This window comes from Arthrobacter sp. BG5, from assembly GCF_056680155.1.
The window spans coordinates 1,949,447-1,971,243 of the sequence record NZ_CM155268.1 but is presented as its reverse complement, the minus strand read 5'-3'; the positions used below and the strand labels follow the sequence as shown (position 1 = coordinate 1,971,243).

The window sequence follows — 21,797 nt, the reverse complement described above, 5'->3', positions numbered from 1 at the left end:
CGCCGGCTCCCGGGTGCGCCCCTGCGGAGTGCTTGCTAATCGGGGCTGTCGGTCTTGGCGATGTAGACGTCGCAGGGGGAGTTGTGGGCCACGCTGTTCGCAACGCTCCCCAGGACGCGCCCCAGGCCCCGCATCCTGCGGTTTCCCACTACGATCATCTGCGCGCCGGAGCGCTCCGCTTCCTGGATCAGCGCCTCCGCAGGCTTGCCCCGGGCGGCGGAGTACGTGACGTTGATGTCGGCCGTGCGCAGGCTCTCAGCGACGCCCTTGGCGACCTTCTCGGCGTCGTCGGCGTCGGACACGATCCAGCGGTCGCTGCCGCTGCCGAACACCTCGGTCCGGTCGCTGTCGAAAGCACTGACCACGTGCAGGGTGGCGCCGAGGGAAACGGCAAGGTCCCGGGCCGTCTGGGCCGCCTTCAGGGCTGTTTCACTGCCATCGACGCCGACAACGATGATTCCGGTCATATGAGACTCCTCTGGTCAGGCATGAATATGGTCAGGCGCGGTTCAGTCCACGGCAATGATTCAGGCTACAACGCCGCGACGGCTTCCCGCAGTACCGGTGCCAAGCGGCGCACGCCTTCCTCGATGGCGTCCGGCGGCACCGCGCTGAAGGCGAGCCGCAGCTTGTTGGAGGGCTCGTCTGAGTGCGTAAATGCTGCGCCGGGAATGAACACGACGCCCGCATCGATGGCCTTCTGCAACAGCGGGTAGGTGTCCACGCCCTCGGGCAGGGTGACCCAGACGAAGAAGCCTCCTTCCGGTCGGGTCCAGCTCAGCCCCTCCGGCATGAACTTCGCCAGGGCGGCGAGCATGGCCTCGCAGCGTTCCTGGTACAGCCCGCGGTAGGTGGCGATCTGGCCCCGCCAGTCGTAGTCGCGCAGGTAGGCGGAGACCAGCATCTGGTTGAGTGTCGGCGGGCACAGCGTGACGGCCTCGGAGGCAAGGTAGTAGCGGCGCTGCAGGTGCGCCGGAACCAGCGCCCAGCCGATCCGCAGGCCGGGGGCGAAGATCTTGGAGAACGATCCCATATAAATGACATCGTCCGGGTTCCCGGCCCGCAGCGGGGTCAGCGGCTGGCCGTCGAAGCGCAACAGCCCGTACGGGTTGTCCTCAAGCACCAGAATATTCGCGTTACGGCATATATCCACCACCTGCTGCCGGCGCTCGGCGGCCAGGGTGATGCCCGAGGGATTGTTGAAGCTCGGGATCGTGTAGAGGAACTTTATGTTCTTGCCCGCCGTCTGCAGGGCGGCGATCTTGGCCTCGAGGAGGTCAGGGATGATCCCGTTCTCATCCATCGGGACGGTGCCCACCTCGACCTGGTAGGCCTCGAAGGTGTTAAGTGCACCGACGTAGGTGGGATCCTCGACGAGGACGACGTCGCCCGGGTTGCAGAACACCTTGGTGGCGACGTCCTGCGCGGACTGTGAGCCCGCCGTGATGACGACGTTCTCGGGCTTCGCGTCGAGGATGCCTTCGGCCGCCATGACCTCGCAGATCTGCGTGCGGAGCTCCTCGGTGCCCTGCCCGCCGCCGTACTGCAGCGCCGTCATGCCCTGCTCGGCGATGATCTTCGCGGCAGACTGTCCGAGCCGCTCAAGCGGGAGGGACTGGAGGTACGGGCTGCCGCCGGCCAGGGAGACGAGGCCCGGGCGCAGGGAGATGTCGAAGACGTCCCGGACGGCGGATTGCTTGATATTGGCTGCGCGCTCCGAGAAAAGCCTCTCGTGGCGGTGGGCGGACGTAGCCGCACGTTCGATTGCGTCAATTGCCTCGGCCGGAAGGAACTCTGCGGCGGCATCAAGTGTTTCGTGGGTCACAGTCCTAGAATACAGGGCATCGTTGTCACAGGGAAAACTTTTGTTCACAAATCCGGCCGGGAGTGCCGGGACGCAGGACACCCCCGGCAGCGGAGATCGCTGCCGGGGGTGTCGGTCTTGCCGGGGCTTGGATCAGGCCGCGGCGGTGCGGCCTTCGGCCAGGGCGTCGAAGACACCCTTGATCTGCTCCACGATCTCGGCGTCGTCCTTCGGGTGGACCTCCGCGAAGCGGACCATCGAGCCGGGGACGGCGAGCTTGACGTCCTCCAGCACCTGGGCGCCGGCGATGCCTACGGCCTTGCGGGCCTCGTCCTGGGCCCAGACGCCGCCGTACTGGCCGAACGCGGTGCCGACGACGGCGGTCGGCTTGCCGCTCAGGGCGCCGGCGCCGAACGGGCGGGACAGCCAGTCGATGGCGTTCTTCAGCGGTGCGGGAACGGTGCCGTTGTATTCCGGGGTGACCAGCAGGAGCGTGTCGGCCTCGTTGGCGGCGGCGCGCAGCGCGGCCGCGGCGGCGGGAACCTGGCCCTCGACGTCGATGTCCTCGTTGTAGAACGGGATGTTGCCGAGGCTTTCGTGGATGACGACCTCTACCTGCTCGGGAGCGTTGAGCTGGATGGCTTCGGCGAGCTGGGCGTTGGTCGAGCCGGCGCGCAGGCTGCCGACCAGGGTGAGAACGGTGTTGGTAGTCATGGGGACTCCTCGTATCGCGCCGCGCAGGTTCCGGCGGCTGGATGGTCATGGAGGCTTGGAGGCCTTCATCGATCTAAACGGACTGCGGTCCGGTTATTATTCCCCGGTACTAGAATGAGCGCTGTGAGCCTCATCCCAATCCGCCCCGCGGGGACTTCTCCCGGTCCCGCAGGCCTTCCCGCAGGCCCTTCCGCCGGCCCGACCGCCAGCCCTACGGGCCTGGCCGGCCCGACCGCCAGCCCTACGGGCCTGGCCGGTGAGCCTGCCGGCCGGGCCGGCGAGTCCGAGCGCCGTGACGCGGCCCGCAACCGCGAGCTGCTGCTCCGGGCCGCCCGGGAGCTGGTCGAGGAGTGCGGGGCCGATGGCCTCACCATGGCGAGCCTCGCCGGGCGTGCCGGCGTGGGCAAGGGGACCGTCTTCCGGCGGTTCGGCAGCCGCGCGGGCCTGATGATGACCCTGCTCAGCGACGCCGAGGCCCAGTTCCAGGGCCGCTTTATGTTCGGGCCGCCACCGCTGGGACCGGGCGCCCCGCCGCTTGACCGGCTCATTGCCTTCGGTGCGGAGCGGATCGCCTGGGTGCTGGAATACGGTGAACTTGCCCGGGCGGCGGACGTGGCGGCCTACAACCGGTTCGATGTTCCCGCCGCGGTGCTCTGGCACCGACACCTGGAGCTGCTGCTGCGTGAGGCCGGGGTGACCGCGGATCCCTGGCTGATGGCGGGCGCGCTGAGCGTGACCCTCGAGCCGGAACGGATCCTGCATTCGGTCCGGGTCCATGGCGTCTCCCCGGACCGGCTGATCGAGTCCTGGCGGGAGCTGGCGACACGCGTGGTCCGCGGCGCGTAGGTTAACCGACCGGCGCGGAGAGCGCCAAGTCAAATCAATTCAACTGAGTTATTCATAACGATCTGGTAGTGGGCGTACCGTTTCGCCCCCTTTGACGCGTCTCCCCGCAATATCTATGTGGTAGTTTCCTCTGGAATGTGACCCGCAACATAGCCCGACTGGGCTGGCCGCAAGGCCTGCGGGCGGCCAGGCACCCGCTGGCCGAGATCCCGGAGCGGCAGCGGACACCCCGCTGCCTCATGGGGGGACGACGGAAGGATCCACGCTGTGAATGTTGTAATGACCCCGGCCTGCGGACAGGCTGGTCCAGCCCGTCCGGCCGCGTCCGGAACCGCGCAGGCCACGGCGATCCTGAACTAGCCCCATGCTCCGATACCTTGCCAAACGTGCCGTCACGTATGCGTTCATGATCTTCCTGACCACCAGCGCCGGGTACTTCCTGGCGGTCACCAGCCTCCAGCCTGCGCTGCTGGAGCAGGAAAAAATCCCGCGTCCCACGCCCGAACAGATCGCCAACTCCTTCCGGCTCAAAGGCCTGGACCCGGCCCTGAGCCCCTGGGAACGCTACGTGGACTGGCTCACCGGGATCGTCACCCGCTGGGACTGGGGACGCAGCCCCAATGGCGCGTTCGTCAATGCCGAGTTCGGCGACCGCGTCTGGATCTCCACCCGGCTGTTCCTGGCATCGATCATCCTGACGCTGATCATCGGCGTCGCCCTGGGTGTCTACACCGCGGCCCGGCAGTACAAGTTCTCCGACCGCGCGATCACCTCCTACAGCTACCTCGTCTACATCGTGCCGGCCCCGATCGCCTACTTCCTGGTCCAACTCGGCGCCATCAACATCAACGAGACCGTGGGCGAACGGGTCCTGTTTGTCACCGGGATCTCGACGCCCGGGCTGGACGGTGACGGCTGGGTCCAATTCCTCGACATGCTGGCGCACTACGCGGTGCCCACCTTCGCGATCACCATCGTGGGCTGGGGCGCGTACCAAATCGCCCAGCGGCAGTACCTGCTGGACAACGTGAACGCGGACTTCGTCCGCACCGCCCGGGCCAAGGGACTCACCCGCAACCAGGCCATCAGCCGGCACGCCCTGCGCGTGTCCTTCATTCCGGTGGCGCAGAGCATTGCCTTCACCATCCCGGCCATCTTCGCCGGCGGGTTCTTCGCCGAGAAGATCTTCGCCTGGCACGGCGTCGGCTCCTGGAGCATCGACGCGATCGCGCTCCAGGACGTCAACGCGGCCACGGCGACGCTCGCCTACGGCTCGGTGATATTCGCGATCGGGGCTATCCTCGCCGATTTCGCCACCACCCTTGTCGACCCGAGAGTGCGGGTGCAGTAGCCGTGACGAACCTGAACGCCATCGATCCGGCCGCCGTCGCGGAAGAAGCCAAGATCGAGAACAACGACGTCGTCATCGCGAAGTCGAGGATCATCGTGCGGCGCTTCCTGCGCAACAAGACCGCGGTGACCGGCCTGGTGATTTTCGTGCTGCTCACCGTACTCTCCCTGATCGGCGGGATCTTCTCCAGCTGGGACAAGGAGACCATCGACCCGTTCAACATCGGCATGGGGCCCTCCTCCGAGCACCTTCTCGGCACCTCCCAGGCCGGCATCGACCTGTACGCCCTGACCGTGGAAGGCACCCGGGTCTCCATCCTGATCGGCCTCGTCGTCGGCCTCGTGTCCGTGTTGATCGCGGCCGTGTACGGCTGCACCATGGCCTACTTCGGCGGCAAGGTCGACAAGGTGATGCTCTTCATCCTGGAAGCCCTGATCATGATGCCCGCCCTCCTGGTCGTCGCCGTGGCCACGAGCGGCGGCGGCAACGGGCTGCAGCAGAACCTCCCCAGCTGGCTGCTGCTGATCATCGTCCTGCTGATCTTCAACTGGATGGGAACCGCCCGCCTGATCCGCTCGCTCTCGATGTCGCTCATGCAGCGCGACTTCGTGAAAGCCGCGCAGTACATGGGCGTTCCCCCGCGGCGCATCGTCTGGCGCCACCTGGTGCCGAACATCGGCTCGCTGCTGGTCCTGGACATCACCCGGGGCGTGACCGGCGCCATCCTGGCCGAGGTCGCGTTCTCCTTCATCGGCATCGGGATCAAGCTTCCGGACGTGAGCCTGGGCGTGCTGATCGGCCAGGCCACCTCCCAGGTCTCCACCTTCCCGTGGATGTTCTGGGTGCCGCTGACCGTGATGTTCCTGCTGACCGGATCGCTCGCCATGATGAACGACGGCCTGCGTGACGCGTTCGATCCCAGCTCCAGTTCCATTGGCAGCGCCAAAAAGAAGAAGAAGACCCCATGAGCGACACCACCGCCACCGACCTGAGCCCCGCCGAACGGCTGCACGTCGCCGGGCTGCACGCCCGCGGGCACTACAGCGATGCCCCGGCGGGTGCCGTGCTCTCCGTCCGCGACCTCAACGTCCGCTTCAACACCGAGAACGGCGTGGTGCACGCGGTCCGCGGCATCGACTTCGACCTGATGCCCGGCAAGACCCTCGGAATCGTCGGCGAATCCGGTTCCGGCAAGTCCGTCACCTCGATGGCCATCATGGGCCTGCTGCCGGAAACGGCCCAGGTCACCGGCTCGGTCCGGCTCAAGGGCCAGGAACTGCTGGGGCTCAGCGACAAGGCCATGTGCCGCTTCCGCGGCAACGAGATGGCAATGGTCTTCCAGGACCCGCTGTCCTCGCTGACCCCGGTCTACACCGTGGGCAACCAGATCATCGAGGCGCTCACGGTGCACAACCCCACCATGAGCAAGCAGGCCAAGGAGGCGCGCGCCGTCGAGCTCCTGGGCATGGTGGGCATTCCCAGCCCCAAGGACCGGCTCAAGGCCTTCCCGCACGAATTCTCCGGCGGCATGCGGCAGCGCGTGATGATCGCCATTGCGATCGCCAACAACCCGCGCGTGCTGATCGCGGATGAGCCGACGACGGCGCTCGACGTCACCATCCAGGCGCAGGTCCTCGAGGTGCTGCACACCGCGCAGGAGGAAACCGGCGCCGCCGTCGTCATGATCACGCACGACCTGGGTGTGGTGGCCGGCATGGCCGACGACATCATGGTGATGTACGCCGGCAAGCCGGTGGAAACCGGCAGCGTCGACGACATCTACTACAACGCCCGGATGCCGTACACCATGGGCCTGCTGGGCGCCGTGCCCCGCGTAGACATGGCCGAAAAGACCTCGCTGGTGCCGATCGAGGGCATTCCGCCGAACCTCATCCACGCGCCCACCGGTTGCTCGTTCGCGCCGCGCTGCCCGCTGGTCAGCGAGGCGTGCCTGCAGGGCGAACCCAGCCTCCGGCCGGTCAGCGGAAGCGGTGACGGCACCCTGGAGCACAAGGCCGCCTGCATCAAGGCGGAGTCCCTCGGCGCCGACGTGGACGTGCACGAGATCTTCCACGCCCCTGAGGTCCCCGTATCCCGGTTCGACGCGGTCCCGCGCGCCGAACGCAAGGCGGTCCTGGAGCTCACGGACGTCAAGAAACACTTCCCGCTGATGAAGGGGGCGCTGATCAAGCGCCGGATCGGCACGGTCAAGGCCGTGGACGGCCTGAGCTTCGACATCCGTGAAGGCGAGTGCTTCTCGATCGTGGGCGAGTCCGGCTGTGGCAAGACCACCACGCTGTTGGAAATCATGGAATTCCACCGCGACCAGGACGGCGAGGTGAAAATCGGCGGGCTGAGCAACAAGGCCGCCTCCGATGCCAGGACCAAGTCCGCCATGCGCAAGGAACTCCAGATGGTCTTCCAGGACCCCACCGGTGCGCTGGACCCGCGCTTCACCGTCTACGAGGTGCTGGCCGAGCCGCTGGAGAACTCCGGGATGGCCAAGCCGGCCATCCGGAAGCGGATCATGGAACTGATGGAGCTCGTGGGCCTGCAGCCGGACCACGTCAACCGCTTCCCGAACCAGTTCTCCGGCGGCCAGCGCCAGCGCATCGGCATCGCCCGCGCCCTGGCGGTGAACCCCAAACTCGTGGTCCTGGACGAGCCGGTGTCCGCGCTGGACGTCTCCGTCCAGGCCGGCGTCATCAACCTCCTGGATAAGCTGCGCGCCGAGCTGGGCCTGAGCTACCTGATGGTGGCCCATGACCTGTCCGTGGTGCGCCACATCTCCAACCGCGTGGCCGTGATGTACCTGGGCAAGATCGTGGAAATCGGGGACGTCGACAGCGTCTTCGACAACCCCCGCCACCCCTACACCCGGGCCCTGCTCTCCGCGATCCCGGTACCGGACCCGCAGCTGGAGCGCAGCCGCGAACGCATCATCCTGCAGGGCGACCTGCCGTCGCCGCTGGATGCGCCCAAGGGCTGCAACTTCGCCACGCGCTGCCCTGTCTTTGCCGCACTCCCGGCCGCCAAGCAGGAAAAGTGCCTGACCCAGGAACCGCCGCTGGAAACCGCGGCACCCGCCCAGGTCACCGGCCCCCGGACCGCCGGGACGCCGTCGGCCCCCACAGACCAGCAATTCGCCTGCTTCTACCCGGACGGCGAACTGGACGCGGACATGTTGGTTGTCCACGAGTCCCTCTGACGCACCAAACCGCACCTGAACCACAACTCGCACCAAAAATGAAGGGGATCATTATGAAGAATCTGACCAAGATCGGCGGGGTGGCCGCCGTCGCGGCAGCCCTCGCGCTGACCGGCTGCGGCGGAGGCGGCGCCACCACGACCGCCGAAAGCGCCAAGGCGCAGGATGCGTCCGGCGACATCAACAAGCTCATCAGCGTCAACGCAAAGAAGGCGGACGAGCTGAAGCAGGGCGGCACCGTGACGCTGCCCGTGGGCAACATCGGCCCGGACTTCAACGGCTTCTCCAACGCCGGCAACTCCGCGGACAACACCGAACTGCACTACCCGATCGACGAAGCCGGCTACGTGGGCTGCTGGAAGCTCGACTTCGACGGCACCGCCAACCTGAACAAGAACTTCTGCGAAGACTTCAAGAGCGAGGTCAAGGACGGCAAGCAGACGATCACGGTCAAGATCAACCCGAAGGCCGTGTACAACGATGGCACCCCCATCAACGCCGCAACCTTCGTCAACACCTGGAAGATGCTCAACGGCAAGAACAAGGACATCGACATCGTCTCGTCCGGCGCCTACGAGTTCATCGACTCCGTCAAGGCCGGCAGCAGCGACAAGGAAGTCATTGCCACCACCACCCAGCCGGTCTACCCGCTGAGCGACATCTTCGGCGGCTTCATTCCGCAGGCCGTCAACACCCCGGAAATCTTCAACACCGGGTTCTCCGGCGAGCTGCACCCGGAGTGGATGGCCGGCCCGTTCAAGGTCGACAAGTTCGACTCGGCCGCGAAGACCGTCACCATGGTTCCGAACGACAAGTGGTGGGGTGAGAAGCCGGTCCTGGACAAGGTGGTCTTCCGCCAGCTTGAGGCCAGCGCCGAGATCGCCGCGTTCAAGAACGGCGAGGTCGATATGGCCGACGGCCGTACGCTGACCAAGTACAAGCAGCTTGAAGGCACCAAGAACTCCGAGGTCCGCCGCGGCCAGCGCCTGTTCGCCGGCGGCTTGAACCTCAACGCCCAGAAGGCCCCGCTGACCGACGTTGCGGTCCGCCAGGCCATCTTCACCGCGGTCGACCGCCCCGCGGTCCGCGCCGTGCGCTTCGGCGGCCTGAACTGGGAAGAGGAAAGCTCGGGATCGATGATGCTGATGCCGTTCTCCAAGTACTACCAGGACAACTACCCGGTCAAGGAAGCCGGCGCTGACGCGGCCAAGAAGGTCCTGACCGACGCCGGCTACAAGGCCAACGCCAAGGGCACCATGGAGAAGGACGGCAAGCCGGTCTCCTTCAAGATCACCAACTTCGGTGATGACCCGACCTCGCTCGCCACCGTGCAGACCCTTCAGAAGCAGCTCCAGGCCGCCGGCATGGAGGTCGGCATCGATCAGCGCGGCGACGCCGACTTCGGCAAGGTCCTGGGCAGCCGCGACTTCCAGCTGACCATCAGCGGCTACACCGTTGGCGCGGACGCAACCTCCGGCGTGAAGCAGTTCTACGATTCCAAGACCAACGAAAACGGCCTGGGCGATGCCGAGCTGGACAAGGCCATCAAGGACCTCGCGTCCATCCAGGACGACGCCGAGCGCAACAAGGCGGCCATGGAGGTCGAGAAGAAGCACATGGCGAAGTACTACTCCATGGGCGTCATCATGAACGGCCCGCAGATCTACTTTGCCCGCACGGGCCTCGCCAACTACGGCGCGTCCCTGTTCCAGACCCCGGACTGGAGCCTCGTCGGCTGGCAGAAGTAAGCCTCCCTTTCCGACGCTCCCTCACCTTTGGCAGCAATCCAGGCGACCCTCCCTCACTATGTGGGGGAGGGTCGCCTCATTTGGTGCCGGACCTGAGGGAGCGTCGGGCGGACGGGTAGCGTGGAGCCATGACCTCCGAACCCGCCCGCTCTGCCCCCAGCCGCACCGCGCCGGCGCCGATCCGCACCGCGGTTGCCGGCTTCGGCCTCTCCGGCAGTGTGTTCCATGCGCCGCTGATTGCCGCCAACCCGGCCTTTTCGCTCGACGTCATTGCCACCTCCGACGCCGGCCGGAAGGCGGCCGCTGCCGCCCGCTACCCGTCGGCCAGGATCGTCGACACGCCGGCAGCCGTCCTGGAACTCGCCGGGGAACTGGACCTGCTGGTGCTGGGAACCCCGCCGGCCACCCACTACCGGCTCGCCAGGGCCGCGCTGGAGGCAGGCCTCGACGTCGTCGTGGACAAGCCCTTTACGGTGCGCAGCGCCGAGGGTGTGGAACTGGTGGAACTCGCCGCGCGGCTGGGCCGGGTGCTCACGGTCTTCCAGAACCGGCGCTGGGACGGGGACTTCCTGACCGTCCGGGCTTTGCTGGACGGCGGCGCGCTGGGCGCTGTCACGCGGTTCGAATCACGCTTTGAGCGCTGGGCGCCGACGGTCACAAAAGCCTGGAAGGCGGCGGCCACCCCCGACGACGGCGGCGGGGTGCTGTTCGACCTCGGCACCCATCTGCTGGACCAGGCCCTGCAACTCTTCGGACGCGCCACCGTGGTCCACGCCGAACTGGCCGCCCGCCGGCCCGGCGAGCCGGCGGACGACGACGCGTTCCTGGTCCTGCGGCACGACTCCGGTATCACGAGCCACCTCTCGATGAACCTGCTCTGCGCCCAGCAGGGGCCGCGCTTCCGGGTGCTCGGCAGCGAAGGCGGCTTCACCAAACACGGCGTCGACCCGCAGGAGCCCTACATCGCGGCCGGCGGGAGCCCGCTGGACGAAGAATACGGCGTGGAGGACCCGGACTGGGCCGGGCTGCTGGGCCGCGACGGCCACCTGGACCGCCTGCCCACCGAACGCGGCGCCTACCCCGAGTTCTACCGAATCCTGGCCGAAAAAATCACCGACGGCGGCGCGACCTCCGGGCTGCCAGTTCCCGTGGATCCCTCCGGCCCGGTGGAGGTGCTGCGGCTGATCGAACAGGCCCGGGAGCTGGCTTAAACAGCGTCGGCTGCTCCGTAGCCGCCGTTTTGGGGGTCCAAAAGGGCGGCTACGGAGCAGCCGACGCCGGAGAGACTTACGCGGAGACCAGCTCGTGCCAGTCGGCGACGAGGGGCAGGTTGTGCGCCTCGGAGACCGAGCGGTGGGCGACCTGGCCGGCGGCGATGTTGAGGCCGGCGGCGAGGGCGGCGTCGCGCTCAAAGGCGGCCTTGACGCCCAGGTTTGCCAGCGACACCGCGTAGCGCAGCGTGACGTTGGTCAGGGCGTACGTGGACGTGTTCGGCACGGCGCCGGGCATGTTGGCGACGCAGTAGAAGATCGTGTTGTGGACCTTGTACGTCGGTTCCTGGTGGGTGGTGGGGTGGGTGTCCTCGAAGCAGCCGCCCTGGTCCACAGCGATGTCCACAAGCACGGAGCCGGGCTTCATCCGGGAGACGAGCTCGTTGGTGACCAGCTTCGGGGCCTTGGCGCCGGGGATCAGCACGGAGCCGATCACGAGGTCGGCGTCGACGACTGACTTCTCGATCTCGTAGGCGTTGGAGGCAACCGTCTTCAGGCGGCCCTGGTACTGGGCATCGAGTTCGCGCAGCCGGTTGATGTTGATGTCCAGGATGGTGACGTCGGCGCCGAGGCCCAGGGCCATGGCGGCGGCGTTCGTGCCGGCCACACCGGCGCCCAGGACAACGACCTTGGCCGGGCGGACGCCCGGGACGCCGCCGAGCAGCACACCCTTGCCGCCGGCCGGAGCCATCAGCGAGGTGGCGCCGACCTGGACGGACAAGCGGCCGGCAACCTCGGACATCGGGGCCAGCAGCGGCAGCGAGCGGCCTTCCTGCACGGTCTCGTAGGCGATGGCCGTGACGCCGGAGTTAATGAGCTCCTGGGTCAGTTCCGGCTCGGCCGCGAGGTGCAGGTAGGTGAAGAGGATCAGGCCCTTGCGGAAGCGGTGGTATTCGGCCTTGACCGGTTCCTTGACCTTCATGACCATGTCCGCGCGGGACCAGACGTCGTCGGCCTCGGCGACGATCTCGGCGCCGGCAATGGCGTATTCCTCGTCCGTGATGCCGGAGCCGAGGCCTGCGCCGCGCTCCACCAGGACGGTGTGGCCGTGGTGGCGGAATTCGTGCACGCCGGCGGCCGTGATGGCGACGCGGAATTCGTTGTTCTTGATCTCTTTGGGGACACCGATGATCATTTTTTGGCTCCAGGAGTGGCGGCCGTGCGGGCCGGGGTGTGCGGGGAAGTCGTGATTCCAGAATAGAACCGGCTGTGAGGCAGGCGACAGCGCCGGCGGGCCGGGCGGGGCGCCTGCCCGCGTGTTTCCGGGGTTCTGCAAAACAGCGGTGCGACAAATGTCGAGCACGGAAACGTCAGGTGTCGCCTGATGTCCGTTGCGGTCCTTTTCGTCGCCGCGGCCGTCCGGGCAGTAATGTGGCAGCATGCAGCAGCAGGACGTGGAGCAGCTCGTGGAGCGCGTGGCCCTCAGGCTCGGCCGCGGCCTCTCGCTCGAAGACCTCGACGGCGTCCTGCTCGCCTACAGCTCCAACCAGTCCCACGCGGACCGCGTCCGGGTGAACTTCCTGCTCAGCAAGCGCGTTGCAGCGGACGTCAGCGCCTGGCAGCTCTCGCACGGCATCGCGACGGCGGTGCGCCCCGTCGTCGTGCCGGCCAACGAGGAGCTGGGAATGTTCGGACGGGTGTGCGTCCCGCTGCTGGTCCGCGGCTTCCGGGTGGGCTACCTCTGGGTGCAGCTCGACGCCGAGGAACCCACCGCGGGCACCGTCCTGGCCCAGCTGCCGGACGTGGCGCGCGAGTTGGAGGAGCTCTCCGCCCTGCTCCTGGACTCCAACACCGCCGAATCCGAGTTCCGCCGCCGGCGCGAGCAGGAGTTTCTGGCTGCCTGCCGCGGCGAACCGAACGCGGTGGCCGCCGTCGCGGGCTGGAAGGAAGTGCAGGGCCGCGGGCCGTGGCAGCTGGTCACCGTCCTCGACGCCGACGGCTGGGCTGAGGGCTCGGACCCGATCGCGTCCACGCTGATCCACCGTTCCGCCGCCCTGCAGGCAACCATCGGCGTGGACGCCGCCCTGTTCAGCGCCGGGACCGAGACGCACGCGGTGGTGCTGTTCACGGAATCCACCGGACGGGCCGACCACGCCCAAGTGCTGGTCCACTACCAGCTGGAACTGGCCAAACGCGCCGGCCGACCGGTCCGCCGGATCATCCTGGGCACTTCCGAGGGCTTCTCCCGGCCCCGCGAGCTGGCCGAGGCGTACCGGCAGTCCCGCCAGGCGGCGCAGGCCGCGGCCGTGGACCCCCAGCTCGGCGAACTGGTGGACTGCCGCGCCACCGGCCTCTACCAGCTGCTGGCCTCGGCGGGCGGCGGCGCGGGCGCCTGGGCGGACGCGGGTTCCGTGTACTTCCGGATGCTGGAGGACCATGACCGCAACGGTGAACTGCTGCCGGTGCTGGAGCTTTTCTACGACAACGACAGCTCGGTCCAGGAGGTGGCGGCCAAACTGCACCTGCACCGCAGCAGCATCTACAACCGGCTGGGCCGGATCCGGCAGGTGCTGGGCGTTGATCCGCTCAAGGGAATGGTCCGGCTGGAACTGCACGCGGCGCTGAAGGCGCGCCGCTGGGCCGAACGGCCGAGGATCTAGCCGCGGATTCAGGTGGCCGCGGGCCTAGCGGTCGTCGCGGACGGCGGAGTCCTGCTCGCTGTCCGGGCGGGTGGCTGGCGGCCGCGCCGTGTCCCGCGCTGTGTCGCGCGCTGATTCGCGACGGGCGTCCCGCGCTGATTCCCGCTCCGCCTCCCGCCGGCGCCGCGACATCCGGCTGTCGGTCCACAGGGCCACGGCCACGAACGCGACGCAGCTGGCCATAAAAGCCGCCGTGTTGTTCAGCCCCATCACGGTTCCGAGGATGCCCGTGAGCACCATGGCGGCAATGCCGGCCAGGATGTGCCACCCTCTGAACTTACCCACAATTCAAGCGTAACCCCGGCCTCTGCCGCGTTTCCGCGCCGGGCCGGGATCGTTGTTTGATCCTTATCACGCCGTCACGAAGCATCCGCGCCGCCGTCATCTTCACCGCCGCCGCCGGCTGCGGGGGAGGCGCTTTCCGCGGCCGTTTTCTTCTTCTGGGTTTCCAGCCAGGCCATGATGTCGGCCAGCCGGATCCGGCGGTGCGTGCCGCGGTATTCGACCGGGATCTCGCCCCGGTCCGTCATGTTCCGCAGGTAGGTATGCGAGATGCCCGCCAGCTCGGCCGCCTTCGAGGTGGTGAGCATTTCCTCCACGCTGCTGACCGTGACCGATTCGCCCCGGCTGAAACGGTCCAGCAGGTCCACGACGGCGTCCCTCGCCGCGGGCGGTAGGCGGTGCACGGTGCCGTCCACAAAGACCGTGATGTCGTTGCTGCCGTTGAGCGCATACTGGAGTTTTTGTGCGTCCTCGGCCGGGAGCCCGGCCGTCACCCGGGGAGCAATCAGTGTCATGGAGTGCATCCTAGCGCCCCGGGTGGGGGCCACGCCCTCCGCTTAGAGGCCCAGTTCTTCCAGCACCGGCAGCTTGGCCCGGACCCAGGCCCGCGCCTCGGTGGCACTCGGCGCGGACAGGGCCAGCTTGGCGAGCTCCTGCGCCTCGGCCAGGGTCACGGTCTTCAGCACCGCTGCCACGGCCGCGATGGATCGTGCGGTCATGGACAGGGTGGTGACGCCCAGCCCGGTCAGTACGACGGCGAGGGCCGGATCCGCCGCGGCCTCGCCGCACACGCCGACCGGCTTGCCGTGGCCCTCCGCGGCAGAACCCTCCACGGTGAGGCCCACGAGCCGCAGCACGGCTGGCTGCCACGGGGTGTTCAGCGCGGCCAGCGGGCCCAGCTGCCGGTCCGCGGCCATGGCGTACTGGGTGAGGTCGTTGGTGCCCAGGCTCGCGAAGGACACCTCCCGCAAGATGGCCTCCGCCGTGAGCGCGGCGGAGGGCACTTCGACCATGACACCGGGGGTCTTGATGCCGGCCGCGGCGCACAGGGACGCAAACCGGGCGGCTTCCTCTGCCGTCGAGATCATTGGCGCCATCACCCAGACGTCCGCCTCGGATTCCTGCTCGGCCCGGGCGATCGCCTGCAGCTGGCGCTCCAGCACCCCCGGCGTGGTGAAGTCGGTCCGGTAGCCGCGGACGCCAAGGGCCGGGTTCGGCTCGGTGGCATCGGTCAGGAACGGCAGCGGCTTGTCCGCGCCGGCGTCCAGGGTGCGGAGCACCACCTTCTTGCCGGGAAAGGCGTCGAAGACACCCTTGTAGGCGGCGGCCTGCTCCTCGACGGAGGGCTCGGTGTCCCGCTCGAGGAAGCAGAACTCGGTCCGGAAGAGGCCCACGCCCTGGGCGTTGAGACCGGCGGCGGCCACCGCGTCCTTCGCGCCGCCGACGTTGGCCAGCAGCGGCACCAGGTGGCCGTCCGCCGTCGCGCCGGTACCGTCAAAGTCCGCCAGCAGCGACGCGGTGGCGGCCCAGTGTTCCGCGGCGGCGCGCTGGGTCTCGTCCGGCTCCGCCGTGATGGTGCCGGCGGCGCCGTCGACGTAGACCTCTGTGCCGTCCGGCAGGGCGTCGACGCCGGCCGCGGCGACGACGGCGGGCAGGCCGAGCGAGCGGGCGATGATCGCGGTGTGGGACTGCGGGCCGCCGCCGGCGGTGAGCAGTGCCAGCACCTTCTCCGGATCGAGCGTTGCGGTGTCCGCCGGGGCAAGGTCTTCGGCAATCAGGATGAACGGGCTGGTGGAAGACGGGATGCCCGGGGCGGGCACACCGCGCAGCTCGGCCACGATCCGGGCCCGCACGTCCAGCACGTCGGTGGCGCGCTCGGCCATGTAGCCGCCGAGATTATGCAGCATTTCCGAGACGGAGGCACCGGCCTCCCAGATGGCGCGCTGGTTGGACGTGCCGCGGCCGATCAGTTTGGCGGCGGACTTGAGCAACATGGTGTCCGTGGCCATCAGCGCGGTGGCTTCCAGCACCGCCTTGCCATCGCCGCTGACCGTCTCGGACCGGGCCTTGAGCTCATCGTGCACGGCCTTTGCCGCCGCCTTCAGCGCCGCCGTCGCCTCCTCGGCGGAGACACCGGCCGGCAACTGCTCGCCCGCCGGCGGCTCACTGACCGGTTTCGGCATCTGGCGGATGGTGCCGATGATCCGGCCGGGGCTGACGCCTACTCCTTGGAAGTTCTGCACTGAAAGTCCTCATTCTCTGCCGTGAGCCAGTAAGTCACTTCAGGTGCCGCCACTAAACGCCTAGATCCTAGATTTCCTGCGGCTGTCCGCTACGTCAACCGGCAGGGTGCGGTACCTGAAAAAAGTGTATGTGATGCACTTCATATAGCGTTGCTATAGGTGCTAGGGTAGCGGTTATGAGTATCGATGGCCAGCTACCACCCAAAACGCGGCTGCTGCGTGCAGCGGCAGGATTGCTGGCCAAGTCCGGGGGAGCGGCGGTCTCCACCCGCCAGATCACGCAGCTGGCGGGCGTCACCGCCCCCACCCTCTATCACCACTTCGGTGACAAGGAAGGGCTGTTCGACGCCGTCGTGGCGGCAGGCTTCGAGGAATACGTGGCCGGCGAACGCGACATTGCGCCGTCCGGGCAGCCGCTGGAGGACATCCGGCGGATGTGGGACCAGCACGTGCAGTTCGGGCTGAAGCAGCCGGAACTGTATCTCGTCATGTTCGGCAACATCCGCCCCGAGAGCCGTCCCTCCGTCGTCGCCGACGCCGAGGCGCTCATGGAGGAGATGCTGAACAAGGCCGCCGTCGCCGGCCAGCTCAACGTCCCGCCGAGGGAGGCGGCCCGGAGCATCCTGGCCGCCAACGTGGGCGTGACTCTCATGCTCATCACGGAGAAGGCGCCGGAGCGCAACCTTGAGCTCTCCGCCATGACCCGCGACGCGATGATTTTTGCCGTCGCCACCGACCAGGCCCGGGAAAACGGCCCGGAGGACTCCGGGAAATCCCCGGTGGTGGTGGCGGCGATCGCCCTGAATGCGGCGCTGCAGGCCTCGCACTCGGACCAGCTGTCCAGCTCTGAACTCAAGCTCTTTCTCGAATGGCTTCACCGGATCTCCATCAGTTCCACCAGCTAGCTCGTCGAAAATATCGGACAATCCTGCGGTGCAGCAGGAATCACGGTTAGGAAATCACATGGCAACAGAGACAGTTGCGAAACCCCGGACCAGCGTGCGGGTCGGCGTCCAGAAATTTGGCACCTTCCTGTCCGGCATGATCATGCCCAACATCGGCGCCTTCATCGCCTGGGGCATCATTACCGCCTTCTTCATCCCGGCAGGCTTCACCCCGAACGAGGAACTGGCCAAGCTGGTCGGCCCGATGATCTCCTACCTGCTGCCGCTGCTGATCGGCTACACCGGCGGCCGCATGGTTTACGGCGTGCGCGGCGGCGTGGTCGGCGCGGCCGCCACGATGGGCGTGATCGTCGGAACTGACATTCCGATGTTCATTGGCGCCATGATCATGGGCCCGCTGACGGCATGGCTCCTGAAGAAGCTCGAGAGCCTCTGGGAGAACAAGGTTAAGCCCGGCTTCGAGATGCTGATCGACAACTTCACCGCAGGCATCGTCGCCGCCGTCATGGCCATCTTCGGCATGCTGGTGATCGGCCCGGTGGTGAAGGCCTTCAGCAACGGCGCCAGCGCCGTCGTCGAATTCCTGGTCAACAACGGCCTGCTGCCGTTCACGAGCATCTTCATTGAGCCCGCGAAGGTCCTGTTCCTGAACAACGCCGTCAACCACGGCATCCTGACCCCGCTGGGCACCGAGCAGGCGCTCGCCCAGGGCAAATCCATCCTGTTCCTGCTGGAGGCCAACCCCGGACCGGGCGTTGGCGTCCTGCTCGCCTACATGATCTTCGGCAAGGGCATGGCCAAGGCTTCGGCCCCCGGCGCCGCGCTGATCCAGTTCGTCGGCGGCATCCACGAAATCTACTTCCCGTACGTGCTGATGAAGCCGATTATCATCCTCGCCGCGATCGGCGGCGGCATGACCGGCATCTTCACCCTCGTCCTGACCGGCGCGGGCCTGCGTTCCCCGGCCGCCCCGGGCAGCATCCTCGCGGTGTTCGCCGCGACCCCGCCGGACAGCTATTTCGGCGTGGCCCTGTCCGTGCTGCTGGCCGCGACCGTGTCCTTCCTGATTGCCTCGGTCATCCTCAAGTCCAGCAAGGACGTCGAGGGTGACGAGCTCGGCGCCGCAACCACCCGGATGGAAACCATGAAGGGCAAGAAGAGCTCCGTCTCCTCCGCCCTCGTTGGTGCCGGAGCCGGTTCCGGCGGCGTCGCGGTGCTGGCCGGTCCGGTCAAGAACATCGTTTTCGCCTGCGACGCCGGCATGGGCTCCAGCGCCATGGGCGCCTCGGTGCTGCGGAACAAGATCAAGGCGGCCGGCTACCCGGATGTCAAGGTCACCAACTCCGCCATCGCGAACCTCAGCGACACCTACGACGTCGTCATCACGCACCAGGACCTGACCGAACGGGCCAAACCCGCGACGTCCAGCGCGGTCCACGTCTCGGTGGACAACTTCATGAACTCGCCGCGGTACGACGAGATCGTGGAACTGGTCCGCACCAGCAACGCGCCGGCGGACGCCTCCGGTGCCGTGGGCGCGTCGGAAACCGTGGCCGCGCCCGACGCCGGGTCCGGCCCGTCCGGGATCCTGGTGGCTGACAGCGTGGTCCTCAGTGGCACGGCAACCACCCGTGACGCCGCGATCGACGAGGCGGGCCGGCTGCTGCTGGACCGCGGCGCCGTCGACGCCGGCTACCTGGACGCCATGCACGAGCGCGAGGAATCCGTCTCCACCTACATGGGCAGCTACCTCGCAATCCCGCACGGCACGAACGCCGCCAAGGACCACATCATGAAGTCCGCGGTGTCGGTGATCCGTTACCCGAACGGCATCGACTGGAACGGCAAAGAGGTCAAGTTCGTCGTCGGCGTGGCCGGCATCAACAACGAACACCTCCAGATCCTGTCCTCGATCGCCAAGGTCTTCACCAACAAGGCACAGGTCGCGCAGCTGGAGGCGGCCACCACCGTCGACGAAGTGCTCGACCTGTTCGGAAAGGTTAATTCCTAGTGAAGGCTGTTCATTTCGGAGCCGGAAACATCGGCCGCGGGTTTGTCGGTCTGCTGCTGCACGATGCCGGGTATGAGGTGGTGTTCGCGGATGTCGCGGACGCCCTCATTACCCAGCTCGCCGCGGCGGACAGCTACCAGGTCCACGAGGTGGGGGACAGCCCCGCCGTGCGGACGGTGGACAATTTCCGCGCGCTGAACTCCGGCACCCAGGAGGCCGACGTCGTCGCGGAAATCGCGTCGGCGGACATCGTCACCACCGCCGTGGGCCCGCACATCCTCAAGTTCGTGGCGCCCGTGATCGCCAAGGGGATTGCGGCGCGGGCGGCGGGGCTGGCGCCGCTGCAGGTGATGGCCTGCGAGAACGCCATTAACGCGACCGACATCCTGAAATCCGAAATTGCTGCCCAGTGGGATCCGGCCGCCGGTTCCCTGGACGACGCCGCCGTGTTCGCCAACACGGCGGTGGACCGGATTGTGCCCAACCAGGAGGCCGGGCAGGGCCTGGACGTCACGGTGGAGACGTTCTACGAATGGGTCATCGACCGCACCCCGTTCCTGGGCAGGGAACCGGTCATCCCGGGGGCAACCTTCGTGGACGACCTGGCGCCCTACATCGAGCGGAAGTTGTTCACCGTGAACACCGGGCACGCCTCGGCCGCCTATTTCGGGTTCGAGGCCGGACTGGCCAAGATTTCCGAGGCCATGGCGGACCAGGACGTCGCCGCGGATGTGCGGGCCGTCCTGGATGAGACCAAGCAACTGCTGGTGGCCAAGCATGGCTTCAACCGCGAGGAGCAGGAAGCCTACGTGCAGAAGATCCTCGGCCGGTTCTCCAACCCGCACCTTCCGGACACCGTGAACCGGGTGGGGCGGGCGCCGCTGCGGAAGCTTAGCCGGCACGAACGCTTCATCGGACCCGCGGCGGAGTTGGCCGAGCGCGGGATCGTCCCCGAGGCGCTGCTCGGCGCGATCGCCGCCGCGCTGCGTTTCAACGACCCGGCCGACGCCGAGGCCGTGGAGCTGGCGCAGATCCTGAACTCCTCCACCCCGGCGGACGCGACGACGAAGATCACCGGCCTGGACGCCGAGCACCCGCTGTTCCCGGCCGTCTGCGCCCTCGTCGAGGAGGCCAAGGCCGCCGTCTAGCGGACGCTCCCTCACCTTTGGCGAGCTTCCGCTCGACGCTCCCTCACCTGTGACGGAAAAGCGACAGGCCCTCCCTCACATCATGTGAGGGAGGGCCCGTCATTTAAGCCGCGAATCTGCGGGAGCGTCGGCCCCGGATCGGCAGGATCTGAGGGAGCGTCAGGCGCGGCTGGCCGCGGCCGTCTCGGCGTCGGACATCGCCTTCCATTCGGCCACGCGCGCCTGGTGCAGCGGCGAGCGGCGGATGAGTGCGAACGCGCCACCCAGGACCGCGAACCAGAGCGGGGTGACCAGCAGGGCCACGAGGGTGTCCGGCTGGGTGGTCAGCGCCCAGATAAGGAACGCGAAGAAGGCGAAGACCACCCACACCATCGGGATCCCGCCGGGCATCTTGAACGTCGACGCCGCGTGCAGCTCCGGCCGGCGCTTCCGGAACACCAGGTAGCTGGCCAGGATGATGCTCCAGACAAACATGAAGCAGACGGCGGACACGGTGGTGACCATGTCGAAGGCCACGCCCACGTCCTTGCCGGCGTACAGCAGCGCAACCCCGGCGAGCAGCAGCACGCAGGACAGGAACAGGGCGTTCTGCGGGACCTTGCGGCTGGAGAGGCGGCCGAAGAGCTTGGGGGCGTCGCCGTCGTTGGCCAGGCCGTAGACCATCCGGGAGGTGGAGTAGATGCCGGAGTTGGCCGAGGACATCGCGGAAGTCAGCACTACCAGGTTCACCACCGTGGCGGCCATCCCCAGGCCGGCCAGGGAGAACATGGCGATGAACGGGCTCTCGCCGGCCTTGAAACCGGTCCACGGCGTGACGGACATCAGGATGATGAGCGCGCCCACGTAGAAGAGCATGACGCGCAGCGGGATGGCGTTGATGGCGCGGGGCAGGTTGTGCTCCGGGTTCTTTGTCTCGGCGGCGGCCGTCCCCACCAGTTCGATGCCCACGAAGGCGAACACGGCGATCTGGAAGCCGGCCACGAAGCCCATGAATTCCTTGGGGAACAGGCCGCCGTGGCTCCACAGGTTGCTGAAGCTGGCGGTGCCGGCGTTGGACTGGAAACCGGTGAAGATCATCACCAGGCCCACCGCAATCAGTGCCACGATGGCCACGATCTTGATGAGGGCGAACCAGAATTCCGTCTCGCCGAAGGCCTTTACGGTGGGCAGGTTCAGCAGCAGCAGGATGATGATGGTGGCGATCCCCGGGACCCACAGCTGGATGCCGGGCCAGAGCTGCTCGGCGTAGCCCGCGATGGCGATCACGTCGGCCACGCCGGTGACTACCCAGCAGAACCAGTAGGTCCAGCCGGTGAAGAAGCCCGCCCAGGGGCCCAGCAGGTCGCCGGCAAAGTCGCTGAAGGACTTGTAATTCAGGTTGGACAGCAGCAGCTGGCCCATCGCGCGCATTACGAAGAACAGCATGAAGCCGATGATCATGTACACGAAGATCACGGAGGGTCCGGCCACCGAGATGGTCTTGCCGGAGCCCATAAAGAGGCCGGTGCCAATGGCGCCGCCGATGGCCAGGAGCTGGATGTGCCGGTTGCTCAACGAGCGTGCGAGGTGGGGCTCGGTGTCCCGGCTGGAGGCAGTTCTCTGCTCCGCGGTTGTCTGTTCGGGCATG

General features: G+C 67.4%; 18 protein-coding genes. 10 read left to right on the top strand and 8 right to left on the bottom strand.

The genetic code is table 11. The annotated features are described in order from the left end of the window. Positions 1 to 35: 35 nt before the first annotated feature. The 3 genes from AC1MBE_RS09070 to AC1MBE_RS09060 all read right to left on the bottom strand — a co-directional run bounded on the left by AC1MBE_RS09070 (position 36) and on the right by AC1MBE_RS09060 (position 2,518). Positions 36 to 467 carry a universal stress protein gene (locus tag AC1MBE_RS09070; protein ID WP_479777492.1) on the bottom strand — a complete coding sequence of 144 codons (432 nt, stop codon included), beginning with the start codon at positions 465 to 467 and terminating at the stop codon, positions 36 to 38. Between the two features lie 65 nt (positions 468 to 532). Continuing rightward, positions 533 to 1,825, bottom strand: a complete 1,293-nt coding sequence (locus tag AC1MBE_RS09065) for an aminotransferase-like domain-containing protein (RefSeq protein WP_479777490.1) — start codon at positions 1,823 to 1,825, stop codon at positions 533 to 535. A 132-nt stretch (positions 1,826 to 1,957) separates the two neighbouring features. Continuing rightward, on the bottom strand, positions 1,958 to 2,518 hold the full coding sequence (locus tag AC1MBE_RS09060; protein WP_479777488.1) for an NAD(P)H-dependent oxidoreductase: 561 nt from the start codon (positions 2,516 to 2,518) through the stop codon (positions 1,958 to 1,960). Positions 2,519 to 2,767: 249 nt separating this feature from the next. On the opposite strand from AC1MBE_RS09060, the gene AC1MBE_RS09055 reads away from it, so the two are divergent. From AC1MBE_RS09055 to AC1MBE_RS09030, 6 genes are all read left to right on the top strand, one after another. Next, positions 2,768 to 3,364 (top strand): TetR/AcrR family transcriptional regulator, encoded by a 597-nt coding sequence (locus AC1MBE_RS09055; RefSeq protein WP_479782549.1) that lies wholly within the window; start codon positions 2,768 to 2,770, stop codon positions 3,362 to 3,364. 364 nt (positions 3,365 to 3,728) lie between these two features. After that, a complete protein-coding gene (locus tag AC1MBE_RS09050) occupies positions 3,729 to 4,715 on the top strand; it encodes an ABC transporter permease (protein WP_479777486.1) in 987 nt (328 codons plus the stop codon). Positions 4,716 to 4,717: 2 nt separating this feature from the next. Beyond that, complete coding sequence (locus tag AC1MBE_RS09045; RefSeq protein WP_479777484.1) at positions 4,718 to 5,683, top strand: ABC transporter permease; 966 nt, start codon at positions 4,718 to 4,720, stop codon at positions 5,681 to 5,683. Then, positions 5,680 to 7,923 carry an ABC transporter ATP-binding protein gene (locus AC1MBE_RS09040; protein ID WP_479777482.1) on the top strand — a complete coding sequence of 748 codons (2,244 nt, stop codon included), beginning with the start codon at positions 5,680 to 5,682 and terminating at the stop codon, positions 7,921 to 7,923. Before AC1MBE_RS09045 ends, AC1MBE_RS09040 begins: the two co-directional genes overlap by 4 nt. Positions 7,924 to 7,976: 53 nt before the next feature. Continuing rightward, entirely contained in the window at positions 7,977 to 9,671 is a 1,695-nt protein-coding gene (locus AC1MBE_RS09035; RefSeq protein ID WP_479777480.1) for an ABC transporter family substrate-binding protein, read from the top strand. Between the two features lie 128 nt (positions 9,672 to 9,799). Continuing rightward, positions 9,800 to 10,882, top strand: a complete 1,083-nt coding sequence (locus tag AC1MBE_RS09030) for a Gfo/Idh/MocA family protein (RefSeq protein WP_479777478.1) — start codon at positions 9,800 to 9,802, stop codon at positions 10,880 to 10,882. A gap of 76 nt (positions 10,883 to 10,958) precedes the next feature. Here the strand turns inward: AC1MBE_RS09030 and ald are convergent, their stop codons facing one another. Then, the gene (ald, locus tag AC1MBE_RS09025; RefSeq protein ID WP_479777476.1) at positions 10,959 to 12,077 is read right to left on the bottom strand and encodes an alanine dehydrogenase; all 1,119 of its coding nucleotides are present in this window, start codon (positions 12,075 to 12,077) and stop codon (positions 10,959 to 10,961) included. A gap of 244 nt (positions 12,078 to 12,321) precedes the next feature. Here ald and AC1MBE_RS09020 point away from each other — a divergent pair, with 244 nt between their 5' ends. After that, on the top strand, positions 12,322 to 13,542 hold the full coding sequence (locus AC1MBE_RS09020; RefSeq protein WP_479777474.1) for a PucR family transcriptional regulator: 1,221 nt from the start codon (positions 12,322 to 12,324) through the stop codon (positions 13,540 to 13,542). Positions 13,543 to 13,566: 24 nt separating this feature from the next. Here AC1MBE_RS09020 and AC1MBE_RS09015 read toward each other — a convergent pair whose 3' ends face one another. From AC1MBE_RS09015 to ptsP, 3 genes are all read right to left on the bottom strand, one after another. Beyond that, positions 13,567 to 13,866 (bottom strand): hypothetical protein, encoded by a 300-nt coding sequence (locus tag AC1MBE_RS09015; RefSeq protein ID WP_479777472.1) that lies wholly within the window; start codon positions 13,864 to 13,866, stop codon positions 13,567 to 13,569. Positions 13,867 to 13,940: 74 nt separating this feature from the next. Next, positions 13,941 to 14,378 carry a helix-turn-helix domain-containing protein gene (locus tag AC1MBE_RS09010; RefSeq protein WP_479777470.1) on the bottom strand — a complete coding sequence of 146 codons (438 nt, stop codon included), beginning with the start codon at positions 14,376 to 14,378 and terminating at the stop codon, positions 13,941 to 13,943. Positions 14,379 to 14,420: 42 nt separating this feature from the next. Beyond that, entirely contained in the window at positions 14,421 to 16,106 is a 1,686-nt protein-coding gene (ptsP, locus tag AC1MBE_RS09005) for a phosphoenolpyruvate--protein phosphotransferase (protein WP_479777468.1), read from the bottom strand. A 176-nt stretch (positions 16,107 to 16,282) separates the two neighbouring features. Between ptsP and AC1MBE_RS09000 the strand changes: the two genes are divergently transcribed. The 3 genes from AC1MBE_RS09000 to AC1MBE_RS08990 are packed head-to-tail and all read left to right on the top strand — an operon-like array spanning position 16,283 to position 20,170. Then, entirely contained in the window at positions 16,283 to 17,011 is a 729-nt protein-coding gene (locus AC1MBE_RS09000; RefSeq protein WP_479777466.1) for a TetR/AcrR family transcriptional regulator, read from the top strand. 58 nt (positions 17,012 to 17,069) lie between these two features. Further along, positions 17,070 to 19,022 (top strand): PTS mannitol transporter subunit IICBA, encoded by a 1,953-nt coding sequence (locus AC1MBE_RS08995; protein ID WP_479777464.1) that lies wholly within the window; start codon positions 17,070 to 17,072, stop codon positions 19,020 to 19,022. Continuing rightward, entirely contained in the window at positions 19,022 to 20,170 is a 1,149-nt protein-coding gene (locus tag AC1MBE_RS08990; protein WP_479777462.1) for a mannitol-1-phosphate 5-dehydrogenase, read from the top strand. Before AC1MBE_RS08995 ends, AC1MBE_RS08990 begins: the two co-directional genes overlap by 1 nt. A 159-nt stretch (positions 20,171 to 20,329) precedes the next feature. On the opposite strand, the gene AC1MBE_RS08985 is transcribed toward AC1MBE_RS08990, so the two are convergent. Next, a complete protein-coding gene (locus AC1MBE_RS08985) occupies positions 20,330 to 21,796 on the bottom strand; it encodes an amino acid permease (protein ID WP_479777460.1) in 1,467 nt (488 codons plus the stop codon). Position 21,797: the final 1 nt, after the last annotated feature.

What these genes read in the sequence shown, in the direction of transcription:
- AC1MBE_RS09000 (WP_479777466.1), top strand. Translation starts at nt 16,283, where the DNA reads ATGAGTATCGATGGCCAGCTACCACCCAAAACGCGGCTGCTGCGTGCA.
- AC1MBE_RS09030 (WP_479777478.1), top strand. Translation starts at nt 9,800, where the DNA reads ATGACCTCCGAACCCGCCCGCTCTGCCCCCAGCCGCACCGCGCCGGCG.
- AC1MBE_RS09035 (WP_479777480.1), top strand. Translation starts at nt 7,977, where the DNA reads ATGAAGAATCTGACCAAGATCGGCGGGGTGGCCGCCGTCGCGGCAGCC.
- AC1MBE_RS08995 (WP_479777464.1), top strand. Translation starts at nt 17,070, where the DNA reads ATGGCAACAGAGACAGTTGCGAAACCCCGGACCAGCGTGCGGGTCGGC.
- AC1MBE_RS09070 (WP_479777492.1), bottom strand. Translation starts at nt 467, where the DNA reads ATGACCGGAATCATCGTTGTCGGCGTCGATGGCAGTGAAACAGCCCTG.
- ald (WP_479777476.1), bottom strand. Translation starts at nt 12,077, where the DNA reads ATGATCATCGGTGTCCCCAAAGAGATCAAGAACAACGAATTCCGCGTC.
- AC1MBE_RS09010 (WP_479777470.1), bottom strand. Translation starts at nt 14,378, where the DNA reads ATGACACTGATTGCTCCCCGGGTGACGGCCGGGCTCCCGGCCGAGGAC.
- AC1MBE_RS09040 (WP_479777482.1), top strand. Translation starts at nt 5,680, where the DNA reads ATGAGCGACACCACCGCCACCGACCTGAGCCCCGCCGAACGGCTGCAC.
- AC1MBE_RS09020 (WP_479777474.1), top strand. Translation starts at nt 12,322, where the DNA reads ATGCAGCAGCAGGACGTGGAGCAGCTCGTGGAGCGCGTGGCCCTCAGG.
- AC1MBE_RS09060 (WP_479777488.1), bottom strand. Translation starts at nt 2,518, where the DNA reads ATGACTACCAACACCGTTCTCACCCTGGTCGGCAGCCTGCGCGCCGGC.
- AC1MBE_RS08985 (WP_479777460.1), bottom strand. Translation starts at nt 21,796, where the DNA reads ATGCCCGAACAGACAACCGCGGAGCAGAGAACTGCCTCCAGCCGGGAC.
- AC1MBE_RS09050 (WP_479777486.1), top strand. Translation starts at nt 3,729, where the DNA reads ATGCTCCGATACCTTGCCAAACGTGCCGTCACGTATGCGTTCATGATC.